Source organism: Spirillospora sp. NPDC048823, assembly GCF_043198445.1.
In the GTDB taxonomy this organism is placed as follows: domain Bacteria; phylum Actinomycetota; class Actinomycetes; order Streptosporangiales; family Streptosporangiaceae; genus Spirillospora.
In genome coordinates, this window is sequence record NZ_JBICUT010000009.1 from 245772 (window position 1) to 258706 (window position 12935).

Annotated in this window: 13 protein-coding genes; 8 read left to right on the top strand and 5 right to left on the bottom strand. The window is 72.5% G+C overall.

Annotated elements, in window-relative coordinates:
• Positions 1-119: 119 nt before the first annotated feature.
• Complete coding sequence (locus ACGFK0_RS22140; RefSeq protein ID WP_392907405.1) at positions 120-3254, top strand: BTAD domain-containing putative transcriptional regulator; 3135 nt, start codon at positions 120-122, stop codon at positions 3252-3254.
• On the opposite strand, the gene ACGFK0_RS22145 is transcribed toward ACGFK0_RS22140, so the two are convergent.
• Together ACGFK0_RS22145 and ACGFK0_RS22150 are read right to left on the bottom strand one after the other, a co-directional pair.
• Positions 3238-3987 (bottom strand): ABC transporter permease, encoded by a 750-nt coding sequence (locus ACGFK0_RS22145; protein WP_392907408.1) that lies wholly within the window; start codon positions 3985-3987, stop codon positions 3238-3240. The genes ACGFK0_RS22140 and ACGFK0_RS22145 overlap by 17 nt on opposite strands.
• The gene (locus ACGFK0_RS22150) at positions 3984-4922 is read right to left on the bottom strand and encodes an ATP-binding cassette domain-containing protein (protein ID WP_392907411.1); all 939 of its coding nucleotides are present in this window, start codon (positions 4920-4922) and stop codon (positions 3984-3986) included. The genes ACGFK0_RS22145 and ACGFK0_RS22150 overlap by 4 nt, the downstream gene beginning before the upstream one ends.
• Positions 4923-5086: 164 nt before the next feature.
• Here ACGFK0_RS22150 and ACGFK0_RS22155 point away from each other — a divergent pair, with 164 nt between their 5' ends.
• The 5 genes from ACGFK0_RS22155 (at position 5087) to ACGFK0_RS22175 (ending at position 8999) form a co-directional block, all read left to right on the top strand.
• A complete protein-coding gene (locus tag ACGFK0_RS22155) occupies positions 5087-5548 on the top strand; it encodes a hemerythrin domain-containing protein (RefSeq protein ID WP_392907413.1) in 462 nt (153 codons plus the stop codon).
• Between the two features lie 48 nt (positions 5549-5596).
• On the top strand, positions 5597-5998 hold the full coding sequence (locus ACGFK0_RS22160; RefSeq protein WP_392907417.1) for a cupin domain-containing protein: 402 nt from the start codon (positions 5597-5599) through the stop codon (positions 5996-5998).
• 111 nt (positions 5999-6109) lie between these two features.
• A complete protein-coding gene (locus ACGFK0_RS22165) occupies positions 6110-6838 on the top strand; it encodes a DsbA family protein (protein ID WP_392907420.1) in 729 nt (242 codons plus the stop codon).
• A 110-nt stretch (positions 6839-6948) separates the two neighbouring features.
• Positions 6949-8034, top strand: a complete 1086-nt coding sequence (locus ACGFK0_RS22170) for an acyl-CoA dehydrogenase family protein (protein WP_392907423.1) — start codon at positions 6949-6951, stop codon at positions 8032-8034.
• The gene (locus tag ACGFK0_RS22175) at positions 8031-8999 is read left to right on the top strand and encodes an acyl-CoA dehydrogenase family protein (protein WP_392907425.1); all 969 of its coding nucleotides are present in this window, start codon (positions 8031-8033) and stop codon (positions 8997-8999) included. Before ACGFK0_RS22170 ends, ACGFK0_RS22175 begins: the two co-directional genes overlap by 4 nt.
• A gap of 21 nt (positions 9000-9020) precedes the next feature.
• On the opposite strand, the gene ACGFK0_RS22180 is transcribed toward ACGFK0_RS22175, so the two are convergent.
• Complete coding sequence (locus ACGFK0_RS22180) at positions 9021-9599, bottom strand: DNA-binding response regulator (RefSeq protein WP_392907429.1); 579 nt, start codon at positions 9597-9599, stop codon at positions 9021-9023.
• Positions 9600-9635: 36 nt separating this feature from the next.
• Positions 9636-10568 (bottom strand): hypothetical protein, encoded by a 933-nt coding sequence (locus tag ACGFK0_RS22185; RefSeq protein WP_392907431.1) that lies wholly within the window; start codon positions 10566-10568, stop codon positions 9636-9638.
• A 472-nt stretch (positions 10569-11040) separates the two neighbouring features.
• Between ACGFK0_RS22185 and ACGFK0_RS22190 the strand changes: the two genes are divergently transcribed.
• Positions 11041-11832, top strand: a complete 792-nt coding sequence (locus ACGFK0_RS22190; protein ID WP_392907433.1) for an ABC transporter ATP-binding protein — start codon at positions 11041-11043, stop codon at positions 11830-11832.
• Positions 11832-12002, top strand: coding sequence for a hypothetical protein (locus ACGFK0_RS22195; protein WP_392907436.1), 171 nt, complete (start codon positions 11832-11834; stop codon positions 12000-12002). The genes ACGFK0_RS22190 and ACGFK0_RS22195 overlap by 1 nt, the downstream gene beginning before the upstream one ends.
• A 70-nt stretch (positions 12003-12072) precedes the next feature.
• Here the strand turns inward: ACGFK0_RS22195 and ACGFK0_RS22200 are convergent, their stop codons facing one another.
• Complete coding sequence (locus ACGFK0_RS22200; RefSeq protein WP_392907439.1) at positions 12073-12711, bottom strand: DUF305 domain-containing protein; 639 nt, start codon at positions 12709-12711, stop codon at positions 12073-12075.
• Positions 12712-12935: the final 224 nt, after the last annotated feature.

Below are 12935 nucleotides of genomic sequence, written 5' to 3' on the forward strand. Positions count from 1 at the left end.
TATTAGCCAACCCCGTCAACGGGAGGTCGGCGGCACGTCCGGTCGGGCGGGTCGCGCGGCGCGGCCGCGGTTGTATGTCCGCCGGACGCCCATGGCAGGATCGGCGGGTGCAGGTCGGGATGCTGGGTCCACTCGAGGTCCGCACGGACGGCGGCGGCTTGGCCGACGTACCGGGCGCGCGGCTGCGCGGGCTGCTGATCGCCCTTGCGCTCAGGCCCGGCCAGGTGGTGCCGAAGGCGTCGCTCATCGACTGGATCTGGGGAGAGCACCCGCCCGCCGATGCGGCGAACGCCCTGCAGCGCCTGGTTTCCCGGCTGCGGAAGGCACTGCCGGACGGAGTGATCGAGGGGCGGACGGACGGCTACCGGTTGACGGTCGAGCCCGACGCCGTCGACGCCGTGCGCTTCGAACGGCTCCTCATCGCGGGCCGGGCCCGCACCGAGGACGGTCACCGGCGGGTGCGGTCGCTGCGCGAGGCCCTCGGACTGTGGCGCGGCGCGGCCATGCAGGACGTCGGCCTGCAGGACAGCGCCGCGTTCGACGCCGCGGTCGCCCGGCTCGAGGGGTTGCGCCTGACCGCCGCGGAGGAGCGGGCGGACGCGGAGATCGCCCTCGGGCGCGGTGCGGAGATCGTCACGGAGCTGACCGACCTGGTGGCCGCGCACCCGGTGCGGGAACGGCTCGTCGCCGCGCTGATGCGCGCCCTCGCCGCGACCGGCCGCGACACCGAGGCGCTGCTCGTGTACCAGCGCACGAGAGAAGCCCTGGCCGACGCGCTGGGCGCCGACCCCTCACCGGAGCTGGCCGCGTTGCACGTCGCGCTGCTGCGGGGCGGAACAGGACACCGGAAGGAGAACCGGAAGACCAATCTGCGGGCCGAGCTGACCAGCTTCGTCGGCAAGGACGCCGATGTCGCCGCGGTCGCCGGCCTCGTCGCCGGGCACCGGCTCACCACCCTGATCGGGCCGGGCGGCTCGGGCAAGACCAGGCTCGCCACCGAAACCGCGCGCACGCTGCTCGGCGACCTGCCGGACGGGGCATGGCTGGTGGAACTCGCCGCCATCGGCGCGGACGGCGACGTGGTGCAGGCGACGATCGCCGGGCTCGGCCTCCGGGACGCGCTGCTCGGCGAGGCGCCGAACATGGAGCCGGCGGACCGGCTCATCGCCGCGATCCGCGACCGTGAGGCGCTGCTGATCCTGGACAACTGCGAGCATGTGATCGAGCCGGCGGCGGCACTCGCCCATCGGCTGCTCGGGGAGTGCCGGCGGCTGCGGATCATGGCGACGAGCAGGGAACCGCTCGGCATCACCGGAGAGGTGCTGTGGCCGGTCGAGCCGCTGTCCCTGCCGGCGGGGGACGCCGGTCCCGGCGAGATCGAGTCCGCGCCGGCCGTCCGGCTGCTGCGGGACCGGGCGAGCGCCGTGCGCAAGGACCTCGCGGCCGACGCCCCCACGCTGTCGACGATGGTGCGCGTCTGCCGGGCGCTGGACGGGATGCCGCTGGCGATCGAACTGGCCGCGGCCAGGTTGCGCACCATGTCCCTCGACCAGCTCGCCAACCGGCTCGACGACCGGTTCCGCCTGCTGACCGGCGGCAGCCGTACCGCGCTGCCGCGGCACAGGACGCTGCGCGCGGTGGTCGACTGGAGCTGGGAGCTGCTGACCGACGCCGAACGGACCGTCCTGCGCAGGCTGTCGGTGTTCGCGGGCGGGGCGAGCCTGGAAGCGGCCGAGCGGGTCTGCGGCGGCGACACGGTCGAGCGGGAGGAGGTGCTCGAACTGCTCACCGCGCTGACCGAGAAGTCGCTGCTGGTCGCCGAGGGCGGCGGAGCGCCGCGCTACCGGATGCTCGGCACGGTCAAGGAGTACGCCGCGCACCGGCTCGCGGAGGCGCGGGAGTCGGACCTGGCGCGCCGCGCGCATCTCGCCTACTTCACCGAGCTCGCCGAGACCGCGGAACCGCGGCTCCGCCGCGCCGAGCAGATGACATGGCTCGCCGCGCTCGATGCCGATCACGACAACATCGGTTCCGCGATGCGCGGTGCGCTCGCGGCCGGTGAGGCGCAGGCGGCGATGCGGCTCGCGGCCGGCGCCGGCTGGTACTGGTGGCTCAGCGGGCACCGGGCCGAGGGCATCGAGCTGATCATCGCGGCCACGCAGACGCCCGGCGAGGTGACCGACGAGATCCGGGCCGTCGTGTACGGGCTCGCCGTGCCGTTCGCCAGCGCCGGGGCGTCCGCCGACCAGGAGCAGGTCGCGGAGTGGGTCCGCAAGGCGTACCGGTTCGCCCGGCTCAGCCGGTCCCGCCACCCTGTGCCGGCCCTGGTCGTCCCGCTGGAACGCATGCTGCGGGAGCCGGACGCGTCCCTGTCCGCGTGGGAACCGCTGCTGGACCACGAGGACGCCTGGGTTCGCGCGCTCGCCCGGCTGCACCTCGGCAAGTCGCGGGTCACGCTCGGCCACGCCGGGCGGGAGGCGGACACGGACCTGGAGACGGCGCTCACCGAGTTCCGGGCGCTCGGCGAAAGGTTCGGGATCTCCTTCGCCCTCTCCGAGCTGGCGGACCGCATCGCCACGCGCGGCGAGTTCGCCGCCGCGTGCGAGTACTACGAGCAGGCGGCCGGGGTCGTGACCGAGGTCGGCGCCATCGAGGACGTCATCCCGATGCGGGCACGACAGGCGCAGCTGTACCGGCTGCTGGGCGACGAGGACGCCGCCGCGGCCGCGATGGCCGAGGCGGAACGGTGTGCGGAGCGGGTCACCTGGCCGGACGCGCTGGCGGAGCTGGCCATCTCGAAAGCGGGACTGGCCCGCTGGGCCGGTGACGCCGGGGAGGCTCACCGGCACCTCGATGTCGCGACGGCCATGCTGGGCGACAAGGCGGAGCGGGCGACCGTCCGCGCGATGCTGCACAACCTGCGGGGCCTCCTCGCCGACGACCTCGACGAGGCCCGGGAGCACCACGCCGCGGCCTGCCGGGCGGTGGCCGAGACATGGCACGCACCCCTGATCGCGCAGATACTCGTCGGGGTCGCCGATCTGGCCCTGCGCCGCGACCGGCCCGAGCAGGCGGCGCGGCTGCTCGCGGCGAGCACCGCCGTGCGCGGGCTGCCGGACCGCTGCCTCCCGGACACCGCCCGCATCGAGCGGGCGGCGCGGAGCCGCCTCGGCGACGCGGGGTTCGCCGAGGCGGCTCGGGAGGGGACGGAGACCGGCTGGGATCAGCTGGTCGCGGTCACGCTCGCTTCGTGAACGTGGAACGCGCCCACAGGTAGCCGGCGAGACCGATGCCGACGCACCAGGCGACGGCGGTGATCGCGTCGCCGGTGTCCGGTGCTCCGGCGAGGAGGCCGCGGACGGTCTCGATGATCGGCGTGAAGGGCTGGTACTCGGCGAACTGCCGCAGGCCCGGCCCCATCGTCTCCGCCGGCACGATCGCGCTGCTGAAGAACGGCAGCATGACCAGCGGCACGGACGCCATGCCGGCCGTCTCCGGAGACTTCGCGAACAATCCCAGGGCGACCGTGAACCAGCCGGCCGCGAGACCGAGCAGCACGACGATGCCGGCGACGCCGAGCCAGTCGAGGAGACTCGCCGACGGGTCGAATCCCAGCAGGAAGGCCACCCCGACGAGGGCCGCGATGGCGATCAGGTTGGTCAGCAGGCCGGCGACGACGTGCCCGGTCAGCACCGCACCCCGGGAGACGTCCATGACCTTGAAGCGGTTGATGATGCCCTTCGTCATGTCGGAGTTCACGGACGTCGCGGTGGCTCCCAGCCCGTAGCAGACGGCCAGCAGGATCAGTCCCGGCGTCACGTAGTCGATGTAGTCGACGCCGACGTCGAAGGCGTCTCCCATCATGTACACGAACATCAGCAGGATGATGATCGGCATCAGGACCGCGTTGAACACCGAGGTCGGGTTGCGGGCGATGTGTTTGAAGTTGCGGCGCAACATCACCATCGAATGGGACGTGGTGCTCATTTCGCTGCCTCCGTGGTGCGGCCCGTCAGGGCGAGGAAGACGTCGTCGAGGTCCGGTGTGTGAACGGAGAACTCCTCGGCGCCGAGTGAGTGGTCATCGAGCCTGTCCAGCAGGGCACGGAGCGATTTCGTCCCGGCGTCGCTGGGGACCCGCAGGGTCAGTGCCTCGTCGTCGCGCGTGGAGCCGGGGAACAGGCGGGCGGCCCCGTCGAGGAGGGAGACGGTCGTGAACCGGAGCCGGACGTGCGTCCCGGGGACCTGGCGTTTGAGGTCGCCGGGCGTGCCCTGGGCGACCAGCCGGCCCTGGTCGAGGACCGCGATCCGGTCGGCGAGCTGATCGGCCTCCTCCAGGTACTGGGTGGTGAGGAAGACGGTCGCGCCGTCGGCCACCAGGTCGCGGATGATCGACCACATGGTGCGGCGGCTGCGCGGGTCCAGGCCCGTCGTCGGCTCGTCCAGGAAGATGATCCGCGGGCTGCCGACGAGGGTCATCGCCAGGTCCAGTTTCCGGCGCATCCCCCCGGAATAGGTCGACGCGGGCTTCCGCGCCGACTCCACCAGGTCGAAGCGCTCCAGCAGTTCCGTGACGATCCGCCTGCCGCCGCCGGAGGACGCCCGGTTCAGGTCCGCCATCAGCTGCAGGTTCTCCTGCCCCGTCAGCAGTTCGTCCACCGCCGCGAACTGGCCGGTGACGCCGATCGCCGCGCGCACCGCCCTGGCCTCGGTCGCGACGTCATGGCCGGCGATGCGCACCGTCCCGCCGTCGGCCTTCATCAACGTGGTCAGCACGTTCACCGTCGTCGTCTTCCCCGACCCGTTCGGGCCGAGCAGGGAGAAGACCGAGCCCGAGGCGACATCGAAGTCGATGCCGTCGAGCACGACCTTGTCGCCGAACGCCTTGCGCAGCCCTGAAACCGCAATCGCCGAATTCTTCATGGCTCCACGATCAGCGCCGGGCCTGTCACCCCCCTGTCACCCCGCTGACACGGCCGCTGACACGGCCGCGGCCTCCGCACCCGGCTATTTTTCACAGCGCCAGTTGTATTAATATGGGCGCCGCAGGTTCGTCGGGACTCTCCAATGCGTGTCGAGGGGCGGAGATGGGGATCGAGTCGCTGGCGGCGGCCCTTGAACGGGAACATCGCGAGATCGACGACGGGATCGGGGCCTTCACCGCCGAACCCTCGTCCGAGGGCCGGGACCGGCGCCCGCTGACGCGCGCGATCCGTGCCCTCCGCCGCCACATCTACGTCGAAGAGGAGTTCCTTTTCCCTGCGCTGTACGGGGCGGGGCTGACCGCCCCGGTGCTCGTCATGCTGCGCGAACACGCCCAGATGTGGCGGACGCTCGCAGCGCTGGAAGACGAGCCGGACACCGGTGCGGCGCTCACGCTCTGCCGCCGGCTGTCCGTCCAGCTCCTTCACCACAACCTGAAGGAGGAGAAGGTCCTCTACGCGGAGGTGGACCGGATCGTGCCGGAGCCGGCGGCCGGGCGGCTGCGCTCCTTCCTCGGCTCCGGAGAGCTTCCGGAGGGGTGGGTGTGCCTGAGAGCACGCACCTGAGCACCAGCGGAAAACCACATGCCCGGTTCGACAGCTACGGAGATGACGATGGAGAAGAAGGCGGTAGTCGGAAGCGCGTCCGAGCTCGCGGAGTTCAGCGACGAGTCGTTCCGCCCGAAGGTCCTGTCCGCGACCGACCTCACCAGGGTGATGATCGTCGGCATGGAGGACGGGCAGGAGATCCCGCTCCACACGCCGGGCGTGGAACTGGCGCTGGCGATCCTGGAGGGCGCGGGAGAGGTGTGGATCGGCGACGCTCCGCACGCCGTGGCGGCGGGTGACGTCGTGGTGGTCCCGGCCGGTACCACCCGGGGCGTCCGCGCCCGCGGCGGCCGGATGGTCTTCATGAACGTCGTGTCGCCGCCCCCGACCGCGGCGGACCACGAGGTCGCGCGCCGCCCGTGGCCGGCCGAGGCCGTGGGAGCCGACGAGAGCGGTACCCGGCAGTAGTACCGGGAGAGCGAGGTCACAGCGGGCGCGGGTGGATTTTTATTTTCTACTAGTAAAAACTATTACCACTATCGGTCGCGGCCTGCCGGCCTCATCGAGGAGGGATGCGAGATGACCTACATCGTCTACGGGGACTTCAACTGCCCCTACTCCTACCTGGCGAGCCTGCGGGTCGACGACCTCATCCGGCGGGGCCAGACCGACGTCGAGTGGCGCGCCGTGGAGCACGAGCCGCGGCTGCCGCTGACCGGCCTCCCCAGCGCGGCCGCGAAGGACGAGTGGGACCGCGAACTGCGCGAGATCGCCGGCATCGCGCGGCCCGGTGAGCGGGTGCCGGACGCGCCGCCGCCCGTGGTCAGCAACACCGGCGCGGCCGTGGCGGCCTACGCCGAAGCGCTGACCGACGGCCTGGCCGACGAGGCGCGGCGCGCGATCTTCCGTGCCGTCTGGGTGGAGGGGCGCCACGTGAGCAGTCCGTATGAGATCCGCCGGATCATCGCGGAGCTGATGTACCCGCGCACGCCGATGGACGTGCACCGGTACGCCCCGGGCCTCGCGATGCCGGTGGACGCCGGTCGTGTGGCGTCCGGGACGGAGCGGCGCTTCGGCGCCACCGTCAGCACGCTCGGCGGCGCCCTGACACTGACCGGGCAGCTGCGGATCGAGCAGTGGCGCGCGGACTGGGAGGGCTTCACGCAGGTGGTCCCGGCCGTCGTCCGTCCGGACGGCGGCGCCCTTCCGGGCCTTTCGGGCCTGAGCCACCTGGCGGAACTGCTGGACGGACCGCAGCCGTCGAAGCGGCGCCGAGCACAGGACGCCCCGCCCGTCCTCGCCGCTTAGGCCGGGCGCCCCGATGAAGCGCAGCATCTGATCGCCCCTCTACCCCGGGCGGCGCGCGGGTCGCCGGCCGTGAAAGATTGGCGCCCATCGAAGCCGACGATGGGGGTGCCGTGGGGGATCCGGTTCTGATGGACGATCTGCGCTCCTCCGTCCGCGCGTTCCTGCGGTCGTACGACTTCACTCCTGCCGTCGACGCCTGGAACGGCGGCTGGGACGAGGACTTCACCCGGGCGCTCGCCGCGCGCGGATGGGTCGGCATGACCATCCCGGAGGAGTACGGCGGCGCCGGGCGGACCTTTCTCGAACGCTACGCCGTCACCGAGGAACTCCTCGCCGCCGGGGCGCCGGTGTCCGCGCACTGGATCGCCGACCGGCAGACGGCCCCCTCCCTGCTGGCCCATGGAACCGAAGAACAGAAACGCGAGTTCCTGCCCGCGATCGCGCGGGGCGAGTGCTTCTTCGCCATCGGCATGAGCGAACCGGACTCCGGCTCCGACCTGGCCAGCGTCCGCACCGCCGCGGAACGGACCGGCGGCGGCTGGCTCCTCACCGGGACCAAGGTGTGGACGTCCGGGGCGCACCGCGCCCACGCCATCCTCGTCCTCGCCCGCACCGAGCCGCACGACCCGTCCGCGCGGCACGACGGCCTCAGCCAGTTCATCGTCGACCTGCGCGCCCCCGGCGTGACCATCCGCCCGATCCTGACGATGGGCGGCGAACACCACTTCAACGAGGTCGCGTTCACCGGCGTGTACGTCCCGGGCGACCGGCTGCTGGGCCGCGTCGGGGACGGGTGGCGGCAGGTGACGTCCGAACTGGGATACGAGCGCAGCGGCCCGGAGCGCTTCCTGTCGACACTTCCGCTGCTGGACGAGGCGGCCGCGGCGACACGGCGGGGCGAACTCCCCCATCACCCCGACCTGGGCCGTCACATCGCACGGATCGCGGGGCTGCGGCACATGTCGCAGGGCGTCGCGCGGGCCCTCGAAGCCGGGGAGACCGCCGACGTCGAGGCCGCACTGGTCAAAGTGCTCGGAACGACCCTGGAGGGCGACATCGTCGAGTTCGCCGCCCGGCTCGGCATGGCCGACCCGCTCCTGACCGCCGCGCAGCTGCGACGTGCCGGGTTCACCCTGCGCGGCGGCACCAACGAGATCCTGCGCGGCGTGATCGCGCGGGGGCTGGGGCTGCGATGACCATCGATCCCGCGCTCCAGGACATGATGGCCTCGGTCTTCTCCGACCACGACCCGGCCGCCCCGGCCGGTTCCCTGTGGGGGACGCTGGAGTCCCTGGGCCTCGCCCGCCTCACCACCCCGGCCGGACGCGGCGGCAGCGGCGCCGGATGGGCCGAGGCCGCCGCGCTGCTCCGGACGGCCGCCTCCCACGGCGTGTCCGTCCCGCTGGCCGAGAACGACCTTCTGGCGAACTGGCTTCTGGCGGAGGCGGACCTGCCGTCCGACGAGAGCCTCCGCACCGCCTGCGTCCTGGACGGGACCGGCACGGCCAAGGCGGTGCCCTGGGCCGGCGACGCCGACCGGATCACGCTGCTGTGGGCCGGAAGCGACGGCTGGCGGGCAGCGGACGTCCCCGCGTCGTCACTGCACATCGAGCGCGCGGCGAACCTGGCGGGCGAACCACGCGACGCCGTGCACGCCCCCGTGGACACCATGTCCGGAACCCGGGTGGGCGAACACGTGGCGGAGGAGTTCATGCTCCGCGGAGCCCTGGCCCGTGCCCTGCAGACGACCGGCGCGATGGACGGCATCCTGCGGCTCAGCGTCGAACACGCCGCGACACGGACCCAGTTCGGCCGCCCCCTGGCCCGTTTCCAGGCCGTCCAGCACCTGATCGCCGACATGGCGGCGGAGGCCTCGCTGGCGAAGGCGGCGACGGACACCGTCCTGCGCGACGGCCTCACACCGTTCAACATCGCCGTGGCGAGATCCTGCACCGGCCACGCGACGGCGACGGTGGTCCGCAACGCCCACCAAGTCCACGGCGCCATCGGGACGACGGCAGAGCACCCGCTCCACCGCTACACGCTTCCCGCTCTGGCCTGGAGCGCGGAGTTCGGCTCGCTCCACCACTGGGACGAACTCCTCACCCGGGCGGCGGTATCGGCGGACCAGGGCATCTGGCACCTCATCACCAACCCGTAGCCGGATCCGCGCGGGGCGGGATCAGAGCCAGCCGGCGTTGCGGGAGATGCGGATGGCGTCGATGCGGTTCCGGGCGTTGACCTTCGCGATGGCGTTGGACAGGTAGTTGCGGACCGTCGCGCGGGACAGGGACAGGGCGGTGGCGATCTCCTCGGTGGACAGGCCGCTTTCGGCCGCGCGGAGGACGTCGGTCTCGCGCGGGGTCAGGGGGCTGCTGCCGGTCTCCAGGGCCGCCGCGACCAGGTCGGGGTCGATGACGCGTTCGCCGGCGGCCACGCGGCGGATGCCGTCGGCGAGGGTGTCGGCGGGGGCGTCCTTGATGATGAAGCCGCGGACGTGGACCTTGAGCGCGCGCAGCAGGTTGCCCGGCTGGCTGAGCCCGGTGAGGACGAGCGCCCGGCATTCGGGCAGCCGTTCGTACAGCTCACCGGCGGCGGCGAGCCCGTCCAGGCCCGGCAGGTCGATGTCCAGGACGGCCACGTCGGGCCGGACCTCCAGGGCCGTCGCGACGATCTGGTCGCCGCGCTCCAGTTCGGCGACGACCTCCATGTCGTCCTCCAGCGAGATGAGGGCGACCAGCGCACCGCGGATCATGTGCACGTCCTCGGCTCTCCAGCCACCCGGCGGGCGCGGCCTTCACGGGGCGTCCCCCGGCTCGGCGGTGACCTCCAGCCGCAGGCGGCCGTCGTGGCGGGTGACCACGATGGCGCAGCGCCGGACGGCGTCGTCGTGCAGGAGGCGTGCGACGTCGGTGCGCAGGGCCGAGTGAAGGGCCTCATCGAGGGTGTCGGGGACGTCGCCGTCCGGCAGGACGACGCGGCACTCGATCCCCGCCGCGGACAGGAGCGTCACCGCGGTGTCCAGTGCGGCGTCCAGCGAGGTGTGCTGGTAGCCGCGGATCAGGCGCCGGGTCTCGGCCAGCGTCCGTCTCGAATCGCCGGCCAGGGCCCGCAGTTCGTTCTCCGAGGCCCGCCTGTCATGCGGGGCCAGCGCACCCGCCCGCCGTCCCCGCGCGGCGATCGACTCCAGTGCCGTGCCGACCGTGTGCCGCAGTTCCTCGTCGATCCGCAGCCGTTCGCGCGCGACCGCCCGGTCGGCCAGCGCGCCGCGCGCCGCGTGCAGCCGCCGCACCGCGCCGACAAGCCAGATCAGCAGGAACACCGGCAGTCCCTTGAGGGCCCCGGCGATCGTGAAGAAGGGCGCCATGTCGGGGCGGCCGAGCACGATCGCGAGCGGTGCCTGCGCGGCCACGATCGTCCCGAAGAGGGCGAACGACCAGGGGCGGCGCACCACGATGAGCACGGACACGGCGAGCGCGTGGAACTGCCCGAGCCAGAGGGCCCCGAGGTACGGGACGGCCCCGACGATCACCGCGGCCATCGCCGCGACCGTCCAGCCGGCTCCGCGGGGACGGGTCCCCTGCGCCGCGTGGTAGACGTGCCTGACGTGCAGCGGCAGGTAGGCGGCCGTGGCCAGCACCGCGCCCAGGGCGGGGGCGTCCGTGGACGTGAGGGCGAAGCGCCACAGCTCCACCAGGGGGATCAGGACGCTGTAGGCGACCGCGCCCATCGCCGCGAGCGGAACGAAGTTCGCCGTGAGCGGGAGGGAACGGCCGGTTCTCGCCCGCGGCGGTCGCGCGGCCCGCGGCGGTCGCGCGGCGTGCGGGGGTCGCGCGGCGTGCGGGGGTCGCGTCGGTTGCGGCGTCAGGTGGCCCTCCACCCGTGGATCGAGGCCGGGCCAGGATATGCGCCGGCCTCGCGGCATGGCCAACGAGGCGCCGGCATCCGTCACGTGACCTCCTCCGCCGTCCCCGTGGCCTCCCGGCCTCCACCATCGCGTTCGCCGTTGACCAGTGTCGTTCCGCCGCCGCGTTCATCGGCAGATGCGGATGTCCGCATTTCACCCATGACGTTCATCACCGCCGACTGACGACATCGGCATCTGCCCTGCGGGCCGTCCGCTCGGCGAGGCTCGATCCGTCAGGACGGGCGCCGCCGGAGACCGGTGCGCACGCACACCGGAAGGATCCACGGGGAACGGCATGAAGGAAACGACAGGTACCGGCGCGGACGGTGTCGTCCAACTGCGGGCGGTGCGCAAGGTGTTCGGCTCGAAACGGAACGGCGTCGCGGCGCTCAACGGGGTCGACATCACGTTCCGGCCCGGCGGCTTCACCGCGATCATGGGTCCGTCGGGCTCGGGGAAGAGCACCTTCCTGCACTGCGCGGCGGGACTGGAAAGGCCGACGTCGGGCTCGGTCGTCCTGGACGGCCACGAGCTGACCGGCATGGGCGAGCGGGCCCTCACCAAACTGCGGCGCGAGCGCATCGGCTTCGTGTTCCAGGCGTTCAACCTGCTGCCCGCGCTCAACGTGGCCGAGAACGTGGGACTGCCGATCCTGCTCGCCGGCGGCAGGCCGCGCCGGGCCGCCGTCCACGAGGCGCTGGAGCGGGTCGGGCTCGGCGCGCTCGGACGCCGCCGTCCCGCCGAACTGTCCGGGGGGCAGCAGCAGCGCGTCGCGATCGCGCGCGCCCTGGTCACCCGTCCCGCGGTGGTCTTCGGCGACGAGCCGACCGGCGCGCTCGACACCCGCACCGCCCGGGACGTCCTCGCCCTTCTCCGTGAGGCGGTGCGCGACGCCAGGCAGACCATCGTGATCGTCACTCATGACCCGGCGGCCGCCGCGCACGCCGACCGGGTCGTCTTCCTGGCCGACGGCCGCATCGTGGACGAGTTGGACCGGCCGTCCGCCGACGCGATCGCCGGGCGCATGACGCATCTGGGCGCCTGGGACACCGATCCGGGCGGGCACCGTCCGGCGGAGGTGTCCTGATGTTCCGGCTGGCCCTGCGCACCCTGCGTTTCCGGAAGGGCGGCTTCGCCGCCTCGTTCGCCGCGCTGTTCCTCGGAGTCGTCATCGTCACCGCGTGCGGCGGGCTGATGGAGAGCGGAATCCGCACCACGAGCACCGCATCCCAGGACGAGACCGTTCCCAGCCACTAGCCGGCCACCGGCCGGGCGATGACCTCGTCCTCGCCCGGCTTCGGCGGCCGTCCCGCAGGGCGCGCGGCGGTCAGGTCGCCAGGAGTCCGCGCATGCGGCCGATCTCGGCCAGCTGGGTGGACTCGACGTCGCGGGCCATCTCCTGAATGGTGATGTCGGTGCCCTTGCCCAGGACGTCCTTGACCATGGTGAGCGCGCCCTGGTGATGGGTGATCATCAGGGTCAGATAGAGCTTGTCGAACGCGGCGCCGCGCGCGTCCCGCAGCTGCTTCATCTGCTCGGCCGTGGCCATCCCCGGCATGCCGGCCTGGTGCCCGCCGTGGTTGCGGCCGTGCGCCTTCAGGACCGCCTTGGGGTTCTTCTCCAGCCAGGACCGCATCGCCGCGATCTCGACCTTCTGCGCCGCGTCGATGCGGGAGGCCAGCGACCGCACCCGCTCGTCGGACGCACGGTCGGGGGCCAGCGCGGACATCTCCAGCGCCTGCGCGTGGTGCGGGATCATCATCTGCACGAACGTGACCTCGGCCGCGGTGGGCGGCGCGGCTTCGCGCGGACCCGCGACCTCCGTCTTGTTGGGCTCGCCCGGACGGCCCGGGACCAGCACGGACCTCGACGGGGCGGCCTCGGGCCCGTCCTCGCCGCTGCACCCCGCCAGGACGCCGGCGGCCAGCACGACCACCATGCCCGTCATCGCGATCCGGTTCCGCATCACGCCTCCCAGGCCAGCCGACCACGCAACCGGACCGTACAAGCAGAGCAAGATTACACAAAACCGGCTTTTGATATCTGGACAAATAGCCACACGTTCGGGCAGGTCTATGCATCAAGCCCAGTGGACTTCATAATCCGGGGAGATCAACTGTCCCACCGGGGGTCATGTAGACAAAGGAGTCAGGGTGGCGCCAGTTCTCAAGCGAAGAACCAGACGCAAGA